Here is a 12,497-nt window from a genome sequence, read left to right as displayed (position 1 = left end):
CAAAAAAAAGCCCGCTGGGTAGCGGGCCGGGTATCTGTTTGCATTTCGCAGACGCGTGACACTGCCCGAAGATCAGGAAGTACGCCACCAACCGTGCAGAGCGAAATGTGCTGTCATTTTCAGATACCTTTCTCGTGTGAACTTGCGTACTAGTTAACTAGTTCGATGGCGTGTTGTCAACCCCTGATTTCAGTATTTCACGGTTAGTCGGTATCATAGGGGCTTCGGATGTCTCCAACCTGTTATGGGAAGTGCTTTGAGCGATACCACCTACGCCGTAATTTATGATTTACACAGCCATACGCAGGCTTCAGATGGCCTGCTGACACCCGAAGCTCTGGTCCATCGCGCCGTTGAAATGCGTGTCGGCACGCTGGCAATAACCGATCACGATACCACTGACGGCATTCCTGCCGCGCGCGCCGAGATTGCCCGCAGCGGACTGGCGCTGGATCTGGTGGCCGGGGTTGAGATCTCGACGGTCTGGGAAAACCACGAAATTCATATCGTTGGCCTGAATATCGATACAGAACATCCGGCCATGCGTGCTTTTTTGCAAGAACAAAAAACACGCCGCAATCAACGCGCGGAGATGATTGGCGAACGTCTGGAAAAAGCGCATATTCCCGGCGCGCTGGAAGGCGCGCGAACGCTGGCGAACGGTGGGGCGGTGACGCGCGGCCATTTCGCCCGTTTTCTTGTGGACGCCGGTAAGGCGACGACCATGGCGAATGTCTTTAAAAAGTATCTGGCGCGCGGGAAAACCGGATACGTTCCCCCACAGTGGTGTACAATAAAACAAGCTATTGATGTGATTCATCATTCTGGCGGTAAGGCCGTGCTGGCCCATCCGGGGCGGTATAATCTTTCTGCTAAATGGCTGAAAAGACTGCTGGCACACTTTGCCGAATGCGGCGGTGAGGCGATGGAAGTTGCCCAGTGTCAGCAGGCACCCAATGAGCGTTCGCAGCTCGCGACCTACGCCCGTCAGTTTGGTCTGCTTGGGTCACAGGGTTCAGATTTCCATCAGCCCTGCGCGTGGATTGAATTGGGGCGCAAGCTCTGGTTACCCGCGGGCGTTGAGCCTGTCTGGCAGCTCTGGGAACAGCCACAGCAAATTGAAGAGAGGGAAGTATGAGTCAGTTTTTTTATATCCATCCGGATAACCCCCAGCCACGTCTGATTAATCAGGCCGTGGAGATCGTCCGCAAAGGCGGCGTTATTGTCTACCCAACCGATTCTGGCTACGCGCTGGGCTGTAAAATTGAGGATAAAGGGGCGATGGAGCGCATCTGTCGCATCCGCCAGCTGCCGGATGGCCACAACTTCACCCTGATGTGTCGCGATCTCTCTGAGCTGTCGACCTATGCTTATGTTGATAACGTGGCCTTTCGTCTGATTAAAAACAACACGCCGGGTAACTACACCTTCATTCTGAAGGGGACAAAAGAGGTGCCGCGTCGTCTGTTGCAGGAAAAACGTAAAACCATCGGCATGCGCGTGCCGTCGAACCCGATTGCCCAGGCGCTACTGGAAACCCTCGGCGAGCCGATGCTCTCCACATCGCTGATGCTGCCGGGCAGTGAGTTTACCGAGTCCGACCCGGAAGAGATCAAAGATCGTCTGGAGAAGGTGGTGGAGCTGATTATTCATGGCGGCTATCTTGGCCAGCAGCCGACCACCGTGGTGGATCTCACCGAAGACGCGCCAGAAGTGATTCGTGAAGGCGTGGGCGATGTTAAGCCTTTCTTGTAAGGGTGTAAGCAGATATACTACGCGGCCATCAAAGCAGGGCGCCGCCCTGTTTTTGACCTGATTCGACGCCTGTGAAGGCGCACAAGATAAATATTAAATCTTTTGCAATCAATTAGTTAATGTGTCTCGGTTAATGGTTATTACCAGCTTGTGTGACAGCCATTAGCTACATCTCGACTCTCATCATGTATGTACACGTTTCCCTACCATTCCTGTCTTCGTTGGTACTGTTCCTTACTTGGTATTAATACGACAAATTGGAAAGCCTCATCGATTCTCTCGCTCAAAGACAACGCTCATTTGTCGAAATGATGCTTGATAGTAAACGCGAAGACTATCCCATCTGGAACAATACCTAACTGTAATTATCCTCTCATCATATGCACGTGTTAGAACTTCCTGTTCCGGAAGCTGGAATACATCATCAAATAGCGTTTCAGATTGCGTAATGTCATCAGATTCATTAGCGTTTGTGGTCGCATCCTTTTGTTGCGAATGTAGTACAGGGTGAAAAGCTGATATTTTTTACTCGATACGTCTAATTTTGCTTTGTGCTTCCGGTAAAAATCCAGATAACCTGAAAACTTACGTCCTGAGCAGGTGATGCGGACCTCACCGTGATTGACATATAGCACCTGAGTTATCACGTCCAGTTTGAAAGGATCGCCATAGGTTTCAGCCAACCGGTAGAATGCATCATAATCCTGAGCGGCGGTCAGGTGTTCATCAAACAGAACCTGCTGCATCCGGCTGGTTAAAGTAAGCATCTGGTTGCCGATAATATTCCGCTTATCAAACAGGTTCTTTTTATAGGGAGGTTTAGGGTAAACCTGTAATTCATTAAGGTGCTTGTATCCGGTGCTGTCGCAAAGGTAATCATCAGCGTATAAGAAGCTGTGCTGTTGAAGTTTATGTTGGCAGGCAAGAAAGGAGGACAGGCGTGTCGGCAGCCATTCATCATCATCATCCAGACCCGTTATCAGATATCCCTTGGCCATTCGTATCGCCTGATTCCGGACGGCACAGGCTCCGGAATTAAATTCATTGCGGATGTAGGTAATGCGCGGGTCATTCAGATCGGCGATATAAGTCTGAAGTTTATCAAATGACGATGAGAAATCATCGATAATAATGAGTTCCCAGTGTGTATAATCCTGTTTCAATACTGATTGTATAGCCCTGATCGTCAGTGTTTCACGGTTCCAGGTAGGCATATAGACGGAGATGAGCGGTCGGGATGAAAGCGTGTCGCTGCTAATATCCACACGCTCTGTCAGTGCCCCAGTAAAAGTAGCTTTTTGTATGTCGCTCCCTGAAAAGTCCACTCCGGTACAGTTCGCGTGACTGAAAATCGCCCCTTCCGTTTTACAGTGGCTGAGATTTGCCCCTTTCAGAGAGGCATATGAGAAATCGGCTCCCCGAAGATCGCTGAACGAAAGATCGCAACCCGATAAATTAATATTACGCAAGTTAAACCTCCTAAGATCCATAAACCGCAGGTCCGAACCTGCCAGATCCGACTGGTGACGAGGGTTCTTAAGGTCAATGTGATGATATTTCAGCAGTTTTTTTTGAATTCTATTTTTGCTGTTCATGTTCAGCTTACTGTGAGTATCGATAATAAATTAGGCTTGCAGTTAATCACTCCCCATATCATTCTGCAATTGTACCCATTCATTTTCAGAAATATTCCCAAAGACAAACTGACGTTATGTAACATTTGTTTATAGTCGTCTGGCGTTCGCCAAGGATGGCAAAACTGCCAACGTCAGCACATTCAAACTTTTCATGGTGATCACCATTCTAAAGAAAACTCCTCTGTTAAATCGTCCTGCACGTCCTGACCGTACCCGATGTAATACATGGTTGAACGTGGATCTGTCTGCCCCAGGAAATGGGCGATAGTTTCAATAGCTACTCCATTTTCGAATAGGATTCGCCCCCGACTTTTTCGCGGCGTATGGCAGCCCACGTTAGAGAATCCGGCTCTACGTCCCATCTTCCCAAATTCAGTGAATACCGTGTTACGGGTTACTGCGTTGCCTTTACTACGTAGATCGCCCTTGCTAAAGATGAAATCCGTCTTCACTGGCAAATCGGCTTGCTCTGCCTTACGTTGCGCTACGGCTGACAGCATCGCGGCTGTCACCTTTGGCCTCACTACGTTTCCGGTTTTCTCCTGCTTCACCTTAAGGTGAGATTGCCCTTCTACATCTTCGTACCGGAGTTTGAGCACATCAGAGATACGTAGACCGCTTTCATACATAAACACCCACAAGCAATAAAACAGGTTGCTTCTGGCGTTGCGCTGTAGCTCTGCTGCTACTGCCTTAACTTCGTCTGCACTCTTTAGCGCCTGACTAATACCTTTCATCTTTACCCCTCCTTATGTTCGTTTCGGTGAAAACATCATTGATCAGAAATTGATCATTTTCAACAGGTTGTACGATACGTATGTTTAAGAAGAGCACAAAATGATCAAAATGTGTGCGCGGTTGCTTGAGTTGCTTAACGGCGTGATCAAGGCCGCCCCAATTCTGCTGTCCGTCAGCACCGAATATCTGTAACAGATTGAAAATTAACAATAAATTCAATTTAGCCAATGATTCATGAAACGGTGGTTATGTCAAGAAATTTATTTTCGATGACGGGGAGTTACCCCTGTTTGCACGGCGAAGTGATGGAAAAGTGTACTGATTGAATAAAATCAAATAGTTACAAAATACACTTTACGAAAGTGTATCGACGCGGGGCGAAATTGCACGATAGATGATAATGATTCTCATCTGAATTGATTGCATTAAGAAACAATTAGAATGCTAACTAAATGGCGGGTTTCAGCATGGAAAAAAGCGAATTGTTACTTTATAACAATAAAATGAGAAACTCGTTCAACAAATCCGGCACGCGTGCAAAGTGGTTTTTCATGACAAACAGCGGCGTATCCCACGCTACACAACGGTTTAGCTAAGTGGGTCATTCTTACAATGAAAGTAAGATGTTCACTTTGGCTTACATCTACACCAATTCTTTACCTGTCATTTATGAAAGGTTTTGACGATATTAATGTAGTGATTTGATAGGGATAATCTAAGATTTGCCTCTGGCTGTTCTTAGGATTGTTGCATGTGCGATTCGGAGTGAGCAGGGCGACGATCTACCGTTGGGTGAAGGTCTGATCGGTAATCGACGCGAAGCGCCGGAACCATACTATTATGCGCTGGCCTTGGTGCCAGGCTCACGCCGCGCATGAAAGATAGCCATACAGGAGAGATCATTTTTGACAAGTTACCTTCATCAAAGGTGCTTCTCCTGTGCAGATGCTTGTTATGCTCGCTACGCTCCCAAACAGAAACCCATTAAACCCAACTAACTTAAGGTTAGTTAATTGGTTTTCTATCTCTTGGGCTACTACCGCCCAAACTTTGCTTAATGCCATCCAGCGACTACGCCGCCATTAACAACACTCCACAATGATCCAATGGCATTCCTGCTTAATGTCATCCACCGATCTTGATTAACCACCAACCAAACAACCACCCTAAATCCTTAGGCTGTCTGTTTATCTGGTGCAAGGTAGCTATGACATTACCATACGTGCAAACACCCCAATCCAATCATCACTGATTGTCTCGTGCTGATGCACTTCAGTGCAGAGAGAATCTCTCTACTATTATAGCGGATTTGATAGGTGACTGTATTTAAAGGAAAAAATAGGGTGAAAATCGCCATTTTTCACTTTTTTTCTCAAGAAATGGCGAGATGGTGTTCGTGAATGGAAGGCATGGCTGTCTTCTCTGGTGGCAATTTCTACCACAAAAATAGATTGACTTCTATTGTTTATTTCGTTTATAAAGAGCACTAATCGCAAAGCAAAAATGCAACACATTGAAAATGATCAGAAATATTCCAAGAAATCATCGTTTGGGTATTGACAAACGTTAGTGAAATAGTGTATTATGGTAAGTATGAAGGGGAGAAAACCTTCTGAACTTTTCAGCCCTGGGCGGGGTAACTGCCTGGGGCTTTTTGCATCCAAAATCCGAAGGAGGCCGGTATTGAAGTATTTCAGCAGTGACCAGGTTTTTAATGATCTGGTGAGCGGCGAAGTGAAACGCCACGTTATTTACGCATCCAAGCAAGCAGCACAATCGAGAGGGTACACAGACCGAATGGAAATGTTCGCTGACGCTCTCGCCCGTTATGACCAGCACCGAAAGGGGAGCAATAACTAAGGAGGAACATTGATTCAGGCATACGAAGACGGTTATTTTTACAGAGACACCCCGCAACACGATCACCCGCTTTCAGCATTTTCCAGACAATCTCATCAACTCACCGTTATTGATAATGTTCTGTACGTTGTCGATATGGATACTGGTGAAATTCTTCGCTACGACTATACAGAGTATTTGCTGGATGGTGGCATTGTTCAGGATCTGCATTTGAGCTACTCGACAGCAGACACAGCCAGATCAAAACAGGCACACCGTGAATACTCCAATAAGCTGGGCGACCTTCCAGTCAAAGCAGCCTATAACGGGATCAAGGAGTTTGCAGACGTATTAAGCAAGCCCGATTTCACGAAAGTATTTGCATTATGTAACGAAGTTGACAGGCGAAACTTGGCATTTTTAACACGCGCGGAACTGTGCGCAATACTGAACACCACACCGGATCACCTCAACCGTGTTTTATCCGGTCTTGAGCGTAAAAAGTACATCAAGGTTGATAAAGCTGAACACCAGAAAGGCGTATTAAAGGTATGGGTTAATCCTTCGTTTGTCTGGAAAGGTGATTTAGCTAACCGCTACTTATCTGGACATTTGCAGGGCTTCCCAATCTTGGAACGTAAACGCCCAGTAAAACGCTCTGAGGTGCTCGACACGCTCACGGCGGCGGCAATGGCTGCTTATGATGCCTGGCACATTGAAAACGGTTATAAGGCCAATCAGCCTTATTCTAATGAATGGTATGCAGAGATCTCGCTCTACGATAACGCCCACGGCGAAGGAGTAAGGCTTGCAGCAGAAAATCAGACATTGAATGGATTATTGAATCCGGCGACAGCAGAGGGTGATTTCATCCGTGAGTTATTTACTCCAGCTCAATACCAAACCTTATTAAGAGAAACCACGAAGAAAACAAGGAGAATTTATTGAACAACCTTTACCTATTGAACGAAGATACAAACTTTCAACTTGGCTGTAAAGATGTATGCAGACGAATCTATAACCACCTTGCAAGCCTACATCGAGAGAATGGAACCTTCCCTTCCAGCGTCAAAACTCTGGCATCTGCCCTGGGATACTCGGAAAGCGGGATCAGATATTGGCTATCCCTTCTTCGCGATGCCAAAGTGATCGCCATCTCTCGCGGGGGCAGTTATTACGATTTCGACGTTATTCACAACGTTTCTTTCATCACCTCTAATCACTAAGACGAGGTGCAATGTCTAAGAAAGAACGGAATAATATTCTACGAATCGGTAAAGCAGCGCAAAAACAGCAACAGCGATTATTAATCACTTCTCTCGAAGAAATCCCAGGCACATTGATAGAACATGTTGAAGAAGTGCATTCAACACCGCCCTCTGTGGAAGAGTGGGCTGCGTTAAATGATCTCCTCGAATGTTCAAGCGGAGTTTATTACCGACCACGTAAACGCAAGGTTTACACCTGGGACGATAGCCAGCTTAAAAAATGGCAAATGTTGGGCTTCACCTCTTTACGCCATTACCTCAATTACAACGCAATGAATAACACCGTGGCGGGAGCCAGGGATTTTGATGAACTATTTCACATTGGAGACAGTTACACAGAATAATGCATACACAGACAATACAAACCAAACGATTCGCCCAGAACGTTAAATGCTGCGAATGGTATTACGATGAAATCGAGAATGTCATCAATGATGCTTTTCTGACAGATGAAGAAAAAATAATGGCACTTGATGACCTGGAAAACAGAATCCTCACTCTCGCAGCGCCTTTTCTGGCTGCTGCAAATAAAATCAAAATGACAATGGAACAAATGGAAAATGACTAAAACCGATATTGACCTAATGCTACAGGAATTTCACGAGCAACTACACATTCCGCTTCTTGAGGCAGTGAACACCGTATATAAGGCAAGCCCTGAGAATGCGCCTGAGAGCCTCTCTGACGCTGTTAAAATGCTTCACCTGTCAGCGGTGGCGCTGGAAGGGATTATGCTCTCTGTAGAGCGCTCAGACAGTCTACGCGAGGATCAGGAACTGATAGGAAAGGTTACACAGTCGGCGCTGTCTCTGGAAGCGTGTAAGGATGAATTAAGCGACCTGCTCGCACAGTGTGATGAAAATAATTCTCAATATGATAATGATTCCTATTGACATTCATAACGAAATCGGTTATACTTAGATATGGGTGAGATAAAACTCATTCCTCTGCTTCATCTATAGATTCCTCCTTATAGATCCTTGGTAGCTCCAGGTAAGGGGATGGCTACGAAATTAGCCCTCTTCTCTAAAATCGTTACTTCTCTCTTACGGTTTTGTTATGTGTCGTTTCACTTTCCTTGATATCGGTCTAACAAGGGGAGAGCGCTGCCCTGTTCCGGGATGATCCGGGGATAATCCGGCGCTCTCTTCCTTCCTCTGAGAACTCATTATTTTAGAGAAGAGCATTCCGCTCTTTAACTCTCATTCACTCCGTTAGGGTGGATGTTGTCAGACAAAACTAAGCGTCAATGATGTTTCTGCGTTACGTCTGGCATTCTCCTATTGTTGTTTCCAGCAATGATATTGAGATTCCATTGATCACATCTGCCAGCGTGAAAGCAAATCACGTGATAGTGATCAGCGGGGTTTTTCTCCTTAGATTATTCCCCCGCTCTAATAGAGCCGACCGTAACAAGTTGGCTTTATTTTTATTTCGGTCATAACAAGATTAGTTAGGAGGAACGATATGTTCCTGATGAACTCTACGACGCATATTAACAAGCTGGCTGATGAAATAACATCTTATACAGATGATCAGCTTTCAGTTATTGCCAAATGTGCAGGGTGCTCAGTTGAAGAGTTAAAATCTTCACAGCAGACAATAACCAAAACCTTAAACACCCCTGTTAATCCTCTTGAAGGACTACAGGCACGGTTAAAAACATTAGCTCAAGGAAAATAGTAATGCAGTTTGGACAATTTCAAACATTAAACGGGGATAACAGCCACGCCCGTTACAAAGTGGTGGCATATTGCGACGATGCAATTCTCCAGGACAAGCTGATCCGTGTGGAATCCGGTATTCCCGATTCTCTCATTGTTGGCGACCTCGTAACCGCAACAGGTGCAAAAGCTGTCACCCCAGGTGACATTGCTTACGTAGTGGTCGAGCCAGTCAAAGCAGGAAGCAAAGCCTTTATTGTGGCTTCCCCTGTACACGTCATTCTATCCCTTGCGGGGATTGAGTTTGGCGATCTTGATGAGTCATTAGCTCAGGCACAGCTTGCAACGCTTGGATTCACTTTCTCCGATTTCGACACTGTAGCGCTTCGCACTACGTAATAACCTCGAGGATAATAATAACAATGGCAAAAGATCTATTTAGCGGCGCTATTTACGAATCATTTACAAGCCCGTTCGTATTCAGTACCCAACTTAATACTATCATTACCAATCTCGGATTATTCCGAGAGGAACACCACGCAGTCAATACAATCGCGCTTGAAAAAATAACCGATGTAAAAAATCTGGTGGCGAAGGAAAATAGCCCATACTCTCAATCAGATTGGTCGAGTGCTAAACGACCTGACTTTTCTAACTCATTGTACCAGATGAAATTTTTTGGGATTCTCAACAGTATTACATCGCTTGATCTCCAGCAATATGCAAGCCGTGGAGTTAGTGACACAGCCGATCAGGTGAGTATTGCCCTAAGCGATTTCTCTGATGCACAGTATTCAATGGCGAATAACGCTGTTGAAGTGGATTTGGTTAACGCTCTGCTTGGTCTGCGTGTTGATAGCGAGTTTGCCGGACAGGGTGATCTTGATTTCCTCGCTGGCGGTAGTCGCACAGAATACACCCTCGACGTGAGCGACACGGCGAACATTTTCGAGCAACTAAGCGAAATCACACGTATTCAGAATGTGGCGCTTGGTGATGGTCTGGCACAGCAGAAACAAGGCACTGTGATCCTGGCGGCTGGTAAGGCTGCTAAAGCCCTACGCTATCACCCATCGGTGAAAGATTTCATGGTGTACACACTGCCACTTCAAAGCGGTGAAAACTTCGCTACACGTACAGCGTCAGCAAATCCGGCCTATGAAGTTTGGACTCTGAACGGAGTCACTGTGATCGATGTGACAGGCTACTCTCTCATCACAGACAAAATCGGTGTGGACGGGTTCGCCGTCACCCCTCGAATGGCTGACAGCGCTAATGCGCTGGTTCTCCACACCGGAATCGGAGTGCGTCACCTGACGTTAGGTAAAGAGGCCGCATTGCATCACCAATATGTGATTGCAGATGCTAAATGGCAGTTCCCAACTATTGCGACGGAATCAAGTTTTTTAGCGATTAACAATATTCCTACGGCTATTGTGTTCGGATCTCTGTCTGAGTAATCCCGATTAAAGAGAAAACCACGAGAGGGGGAGGGCGTAGAAATACGCCTTCCCCTTTTTTGTTTAAGAGGTAAATAATGGAACTTATCCTAAAGAGTGCCACATCAGGTACAGTGAAAATAGACGATGCTACTGAGTTATTAACATTAGCTCAGATCTGCAAGATTTACGGCGTGAGTTATAACGGAGTTCGTCAGCGTATGCACCAATACGGCGAATCCCCGTCAAAAGCTATCGACTTCTTTATTGAGAAACAAGGCGGTGGTAATGCTTGAGATTCACACAAGTTCTATCGTCAACACGGTACGTTTTTAAGTTTCGAAAGACGACATTGCAGAGGCGAAAAAAGCCGCTGATGATCTTCAACGCCATTTTTCTAAGATTAAAGATCCGAAAATTCGGTTTCAGGCTCAGAAGCAGCGCAGACAGAAAGCCCGTCAACAAGCCGATGATGCACGTTTTAATGCTAAACCTCGTGATACGAAGGAAATGAAAGCCCAACGTGCGGCGGAGAAGCAGAAAGCCAGGGATGAAAAGGCCAATCTGAAAGCGAAGCAGCAGCTACAGAAGCGCCAGGAAGTAGCCGAGCTTAAACTTCGCCATGCAGGGCTGCAAGTGTCAGGAATTAAAGGTAAATACGGGCTTGATCCTAAATCTCAGTATGAAGCGTTACGTTATATTCATCAGCAAAGCGAAGAGTTTGCGAAGGGGAATATTAGCTCTCAACGTATGAATGCGCTTATACGCGAGCGTGTAACCCTGTTACGCAGAGAAGCCGCACAGCAAGCGAAGGTGACACAGGCACAGCGTACCCAGTATGCAGCAGTAGCCACTAAGCTAAAGGCTCAGAAGGGCGGGAATGCTCCTATCGTCGGTGGTGGAGTGTTGGGAAGTCTTGCGTTAACGGCTGGCTCCTTCGGAGTGGGGCAGCGAATTATTGACAAAGGGAATGAGAATCTTGACTTGGTTAGACAATCGGCACTGGTAAAAACCAATCCGAACGCCATAAAAACTATGGTGACGTGGGGGCAGCAACATGGGGTTGACTCAGCTAATACATCTAAAGCCGTTGATAATATGAAAGATGTGCGTGAACGTCTCGCCATGACTGTTAACGATGCTCAAATGAAGAATGGTGAATGGAAGGGCGGTGATGGGGGCATTACGTCCATCATGAACAAATTTGGTTGGGGGATTGAGGACGTTAAGACATTTCAAAATAGACCTCTTGACTTTATCCAAGCAACCGTGAATGAAGGGCAACGCCGTGGTATGTCACAGGCTCAGATTGGTACGCTGATCGAGAGCTTAGGTGATGACCTGATGCACTACACCGATATGTTCATGAATAACGGAGCGGAGTATAACAAGACGCTGAAAACTCTCGTTGAATCGGGGCAGACGCTGAACGACGAGCAAATCCGCCAGGTATCTGTTTACGGCGATCTGTCCGTGGCAATGGGTAATCTGATGAATGGAATAGACAATCAGTTGTTTACAGGCTGGATGAAAGGCTTTGCCGATGGGGGCGACGATCTGGTAAGGAACACCAAAGTGATCACAGAATCAGCCGGATTGCTCGGAGAGGGATTAGGCGACCTTGCTAAACAGGTGACGGGCTTTGTTGGAGAAATCTCCAGCGTAGTGTCCGATCTGAATGCTGGCATTCGTGAGAAGTTCCCAGATTGGTTTAGCGAAGCTAACAAGCCAGCGGCCCAGGCGGTAATAGATGGTGTAACAGGTAGTGCTGATAGTGCGGCTTCTTGGGTGCAGGACAAGACAGGGTTTAATACCCGTAGTGTCGGTCATGCAGTTAAAGGTTGGTTAGGAATAGATGATCAGCCTACAGGGACAGCGGTAGAACAATACGGCCTGAATGGTGATTCTCTGCAAGGGGGAGCGCTTCGTGATTCTGCTATATCATCCCTAACCAGCACCAATAGTGCGCCATCGTACAATCTTGCACCTGTATTCAATCTCAATCTTGAAGCGTCTGTTCCGCTCACCATCGCCAGCGATAGCTCAAGATTAAGCGATTACATTGATTTCCAGGCGAGAGCCTCACAAGCAAGTTTCGCACAGTCACTAACCTTGTCAGCCTTGAGCGGTCAAAGCAGTACAGGCGGGTGATACATC

14 protein-coding genes, 1 pseudogene and 1 other annotated feature are annotated in these 12,497 nt (G+C 46.5%); of the genes and pseudogenes, 11 read left to right on the top strand and 4 right to left on the bottom strand.

The window, feature by feature from the left end:
* Window position 1 precedes the first annotated feature (1 nt).
* Window positions 2-96, bottom strand: a sequence feature (Trp leader region).
* Window positions 73-117 carry a trp operon leader peptide gene (gene trpL / locus KTH07_RS10275; RefSeq protein ID WP_071524153.1) on the bottom strand — a complete coding sequence of 15 codons (45 nt, stop codon included), beginning with the start codon at window positions 115-117 and terminating at the stop codon, window positions 73-75. Its footprint overlaps the feature before it by 24 nt.
* Before the next feature lie 127 nt (window positions 118-244).
* Between trpL and rnm the strand changes: the two genes are divergently transcribed.
* Entirely contained in the window at window positions 245-1,138 is an 894-nt protein-coding gene (gene rnm, locus KTH07_RS10270) for an RNase AM (protein ID WP_023303837.1), read from the top strand.
* On the top strand, window positions 1,135-1,755 hold the full coding sequence (locus tag KTH07_RS10265) for an L-threonylcarbamoyladenylate synthase (RefSeq protein ID WP_003856793.1): 621 nt from the start codon (window positions 1,135-1,137) through the stop codon (window positions 1,753-1,755). Before rnm ends, KTH07_RS10265 begins: the two co-directional genes overlap by 4 nt.
* 389 nt (window positions 1,756-2,144) lie before the next feature.
* Here KTH07_RS10265 and wcaA read toward each other — a convergent pair whose 3' ends face one another.
* The 3 genes and pseudogenes from wcaA to KTH07_RS10255 form a co-directional block, all read right to left on the bottom strand.
* Complete coding sequence (wcaA, locus tag KTH07_RS10260; RefSeq protein WP_044489111.1) at window positions 2,145-2,969, bottom strand: colanic acid biosynthesis glycosyltransferase WcaA; 825 nt, start codon at window positions 2,967-2,969, stop codon at window positions 2,145-2,147.
* A 123-nt stretch (window positions 2,970-3,092) separates the two neighbouring features.
* Window positions 3,093-3,245, bottom strand: a pseudogene (locus KTH07_RS23480) (pentapeptide repeat-containing protein); the annotation flags it as partial.
* A 305-nt stretch (window positions 3,246-3,550) separates the two neighbouring features.
* Window positions 3,551-4,129 carry a tyrosine-type recombinase/integrase gene (locus KTH07_RS10255; RefSeq protein WP_032619571.1) on the bottom strand — a complete coding sequence of 193 codons (579 nt, stop codon included), beginning with the start codon at window positions 4,127-4,129 and terminating at the stop codon, window positions 3,551-3,553.
* Between the two features lie 1,870 nt (window positions 4,130-5,999).
* On the opposite strand from KTH07_RS10255, the gene KTH07_RS10250 reads away from it, so the two are divergent.
* The 9 genes from KTH07_RS10250 to KTH07_RS10210 all read left to right on the top strand — a co-directional run bounded on the left by KTH07_RS10250 (window position 6,000) and on the right by KTH07_RS10210 (window position 12,491).
* Window positions 6,000-6,917, top strand: coding sequence for a helix-turn-helix domain-containing protein (locus KTH07_RS10250; RefSeq protein WP_032619573.1), 918 nt, complete (start codon window positions 6,000-6,002; stop codon window positions 6,915-6,917).
* Between the two features lie 289 nt (window positions 6,918-7,206).
* Window positions 7,207-7,581: a hypothetical protein gene (locus KTH07_RS10245; protein ID WP_032619574.1), complete on the top strand. Its 375-nt coding sequence runs from the start codon at window positions 7,207-7,209 to the stop codon at window positions 7,579-7,581.
* Window positions 7,581-7,805 (top strand): hypothetical protein, encoded by a 225-nt coding sequence (locus KTH07_RS10240; protein ID WP_032619575.1) that lies wholly within the window; start codon window positions 7,581-7,583, stop codon window positions 7,803-7,805. The genes KTH07_RS10245 and KTH07_RS10240 overlap by 1 nt, the downstream gene beginning before the upstream one ends.
* Entirely contained in the window at window positions 7,798-8,130 is a 333-nt protein-coding gene (locus KTH07_RS10235) for a hypothetical protein (protein WP_032619576.1), read from the top strand. Before KTH07_RS10240 ends, KTH07_RS10235 begins: the two co-directional genes overlap by 8 nt.
* Before the next feature lie 574 nt (window positions 8,131-8,704).
* Window positions 8,705-8,920, top strand: coding sequence for a hypothetical protein (locus KTH07_RS10230; RefSeq protein WP_125183036.1), 216 nt, complete (start codon window positions 8,705-8,707; stop codon window positions 8,918-8,920).
* 2 nt (window positions 8,921-8,922) lie between these two features.
* The gene (locus KTH07_RS10225; protein WP_032619577.1) at window positions 8,923-9,300 is read left to right on the top strand and encodes a hypothetical protein; all 378 of its coding nucleotides are present in this window, start codon (window positions 8,923-8,925) and stop codon (window positions 9,298-9,300) included.
* Between the two features lie 23 nt (window positions 9,301-9,323).
* The gene (locus KTH07_RS10220) at window positions 9,324-10,361 is read left to right on the top strand and encodes a major capsid protein (RefSeq protein ID WP_032634367.1); all 1,038 of its coding nucleotides are present in this window, start codon (window positions 9,324-9,326) and stop codon (window positions 10,359-10,361) included.
* Window positions 10,362-10,438: 77 nt separating this feature from the next.
* A complete protein-coding gene (locus tag KTH07_RS10215) occupies window positions 10,439-10,636 on the top strand; it encodes a hypothetical protein (protein WP_032619579.1) in 198 nt (65 codons plus the stop codon).
* Window positions 10,637-10,850: 214 nt separating this feature from the next.
* Window positions 10,851-12,491 (top strand): hypothetical protein, encoded by a 1,641-nt coding sequence (locus tag KTH07_RS10210; protein ID WP_223862374.1) that lies wholly within the window; start codon window positions 10,851-10,853, stop codon window positions 12,489-12,491.
* Window positions 12,492-12,497: the final 6 nt, after the last annotated feature.

The organism is Enterobacter cloacae complex sp. ECL72, from assembly GCF_019056635.1.
GTDB lineage: Bacteria > Pseudomonadota > Gammaproteobacteria > Enterobacterales > Enterobacteriaceae > Enterobacter > Enterobacter hormaechei_C.
This window is presented reverse-complemented; position numbering and strand designations above follow the sequence as displayed.

What these genes read in the sequence shown, in the direction of transcription:
- rnm (WP_023303837.1), top strand. Translation starts at nt 245, where the DNA reads ATGGGAAGTGCTTTGAGCGATACCACCTACGCCGTAATTTATGATTTA.
- KTH07_RS10265 (WP_003856793.1), top strand. Translation starts at nt 1,135, where the DNA reads ATGAGTCAGTTTTTTTATATCCATCCGGATAACCCCCAGCCACGTCTG.
- wcaA (WP_044489111.1), bottom strand. Translation starts at nt 2,969, where the DNA reads ATGCCTACCTGGAACCGTGAAACACTGACGATCAGGGCTATACAATCA.
- KTH07_RS10255 (WP_032619571.1), bottom strand. Translation starts at nt 4,129, where the DNA reads ATGAAAGGTATTAGTCAGGCGCTAAAGAGTGCAGACGAAGTTAAGGCA.
- KTH07_RS10245 (WP_032619574.1), top strand. Translation starts at nt 7,207, where the DNA reads ATGTCTAAGAAAGAACGGAATAATATTCTACGAATCGGTAAAGCAGCG.
- KTH07_RS10240 (WP_032619575.1), top strand. Translation starts at nt 7,581, where the DNA reads ATGCATACACAGACAATACAAACCAAACGATTCGCCCAGAACGTTAAA.
- KTH07_RS10235 (WP_032619576.1), top strand. Translation starts at nt 7,798, where the DNA reads ATGACTAAAACCGATATTGACCTAATGCTACAGGAATTTCACGAGCAA.
- KTH07_RS10230 (WP_125183036.1), top strand. Translation starts at nt 8,705, where the DNA reads ATGTTCCTGATGAACTCTACGACGCATATTAACAAGCTGGCTGATGAA.
- KTH07_RS10225 (WP_032619577.1), top strand. Translation starts at nt 8,923, where the DNA reads ATGCAGTTTGGACAATTTCAAACATTAAACGGGGATAACAGCCACGCC.
- KTH07_RS10220 (WP_032634367.1), top strand. Translation starts at nt 9,324, where the DNA reads ATGGCAAAAGATCTATTTAGCGGCGCTATTTACGAATCATTTACAAGC.
- KTH07_RS10215 (WP_032619579.1), top strand. Translation starts at nt 10,439, where the DNA reads ATGGAACTTATCCTAAAGAGTGCCACATCAGGTACAGTGAAAATAGAC.
- KTH07_RS10210 (WP_223862374.1), top strand. Translation starts at nt 10,851, where the DNA reads ATGAAAGCCCAACGTGCGGCGGAGAAGCAGAAAGCCAGGGATGAAAAG.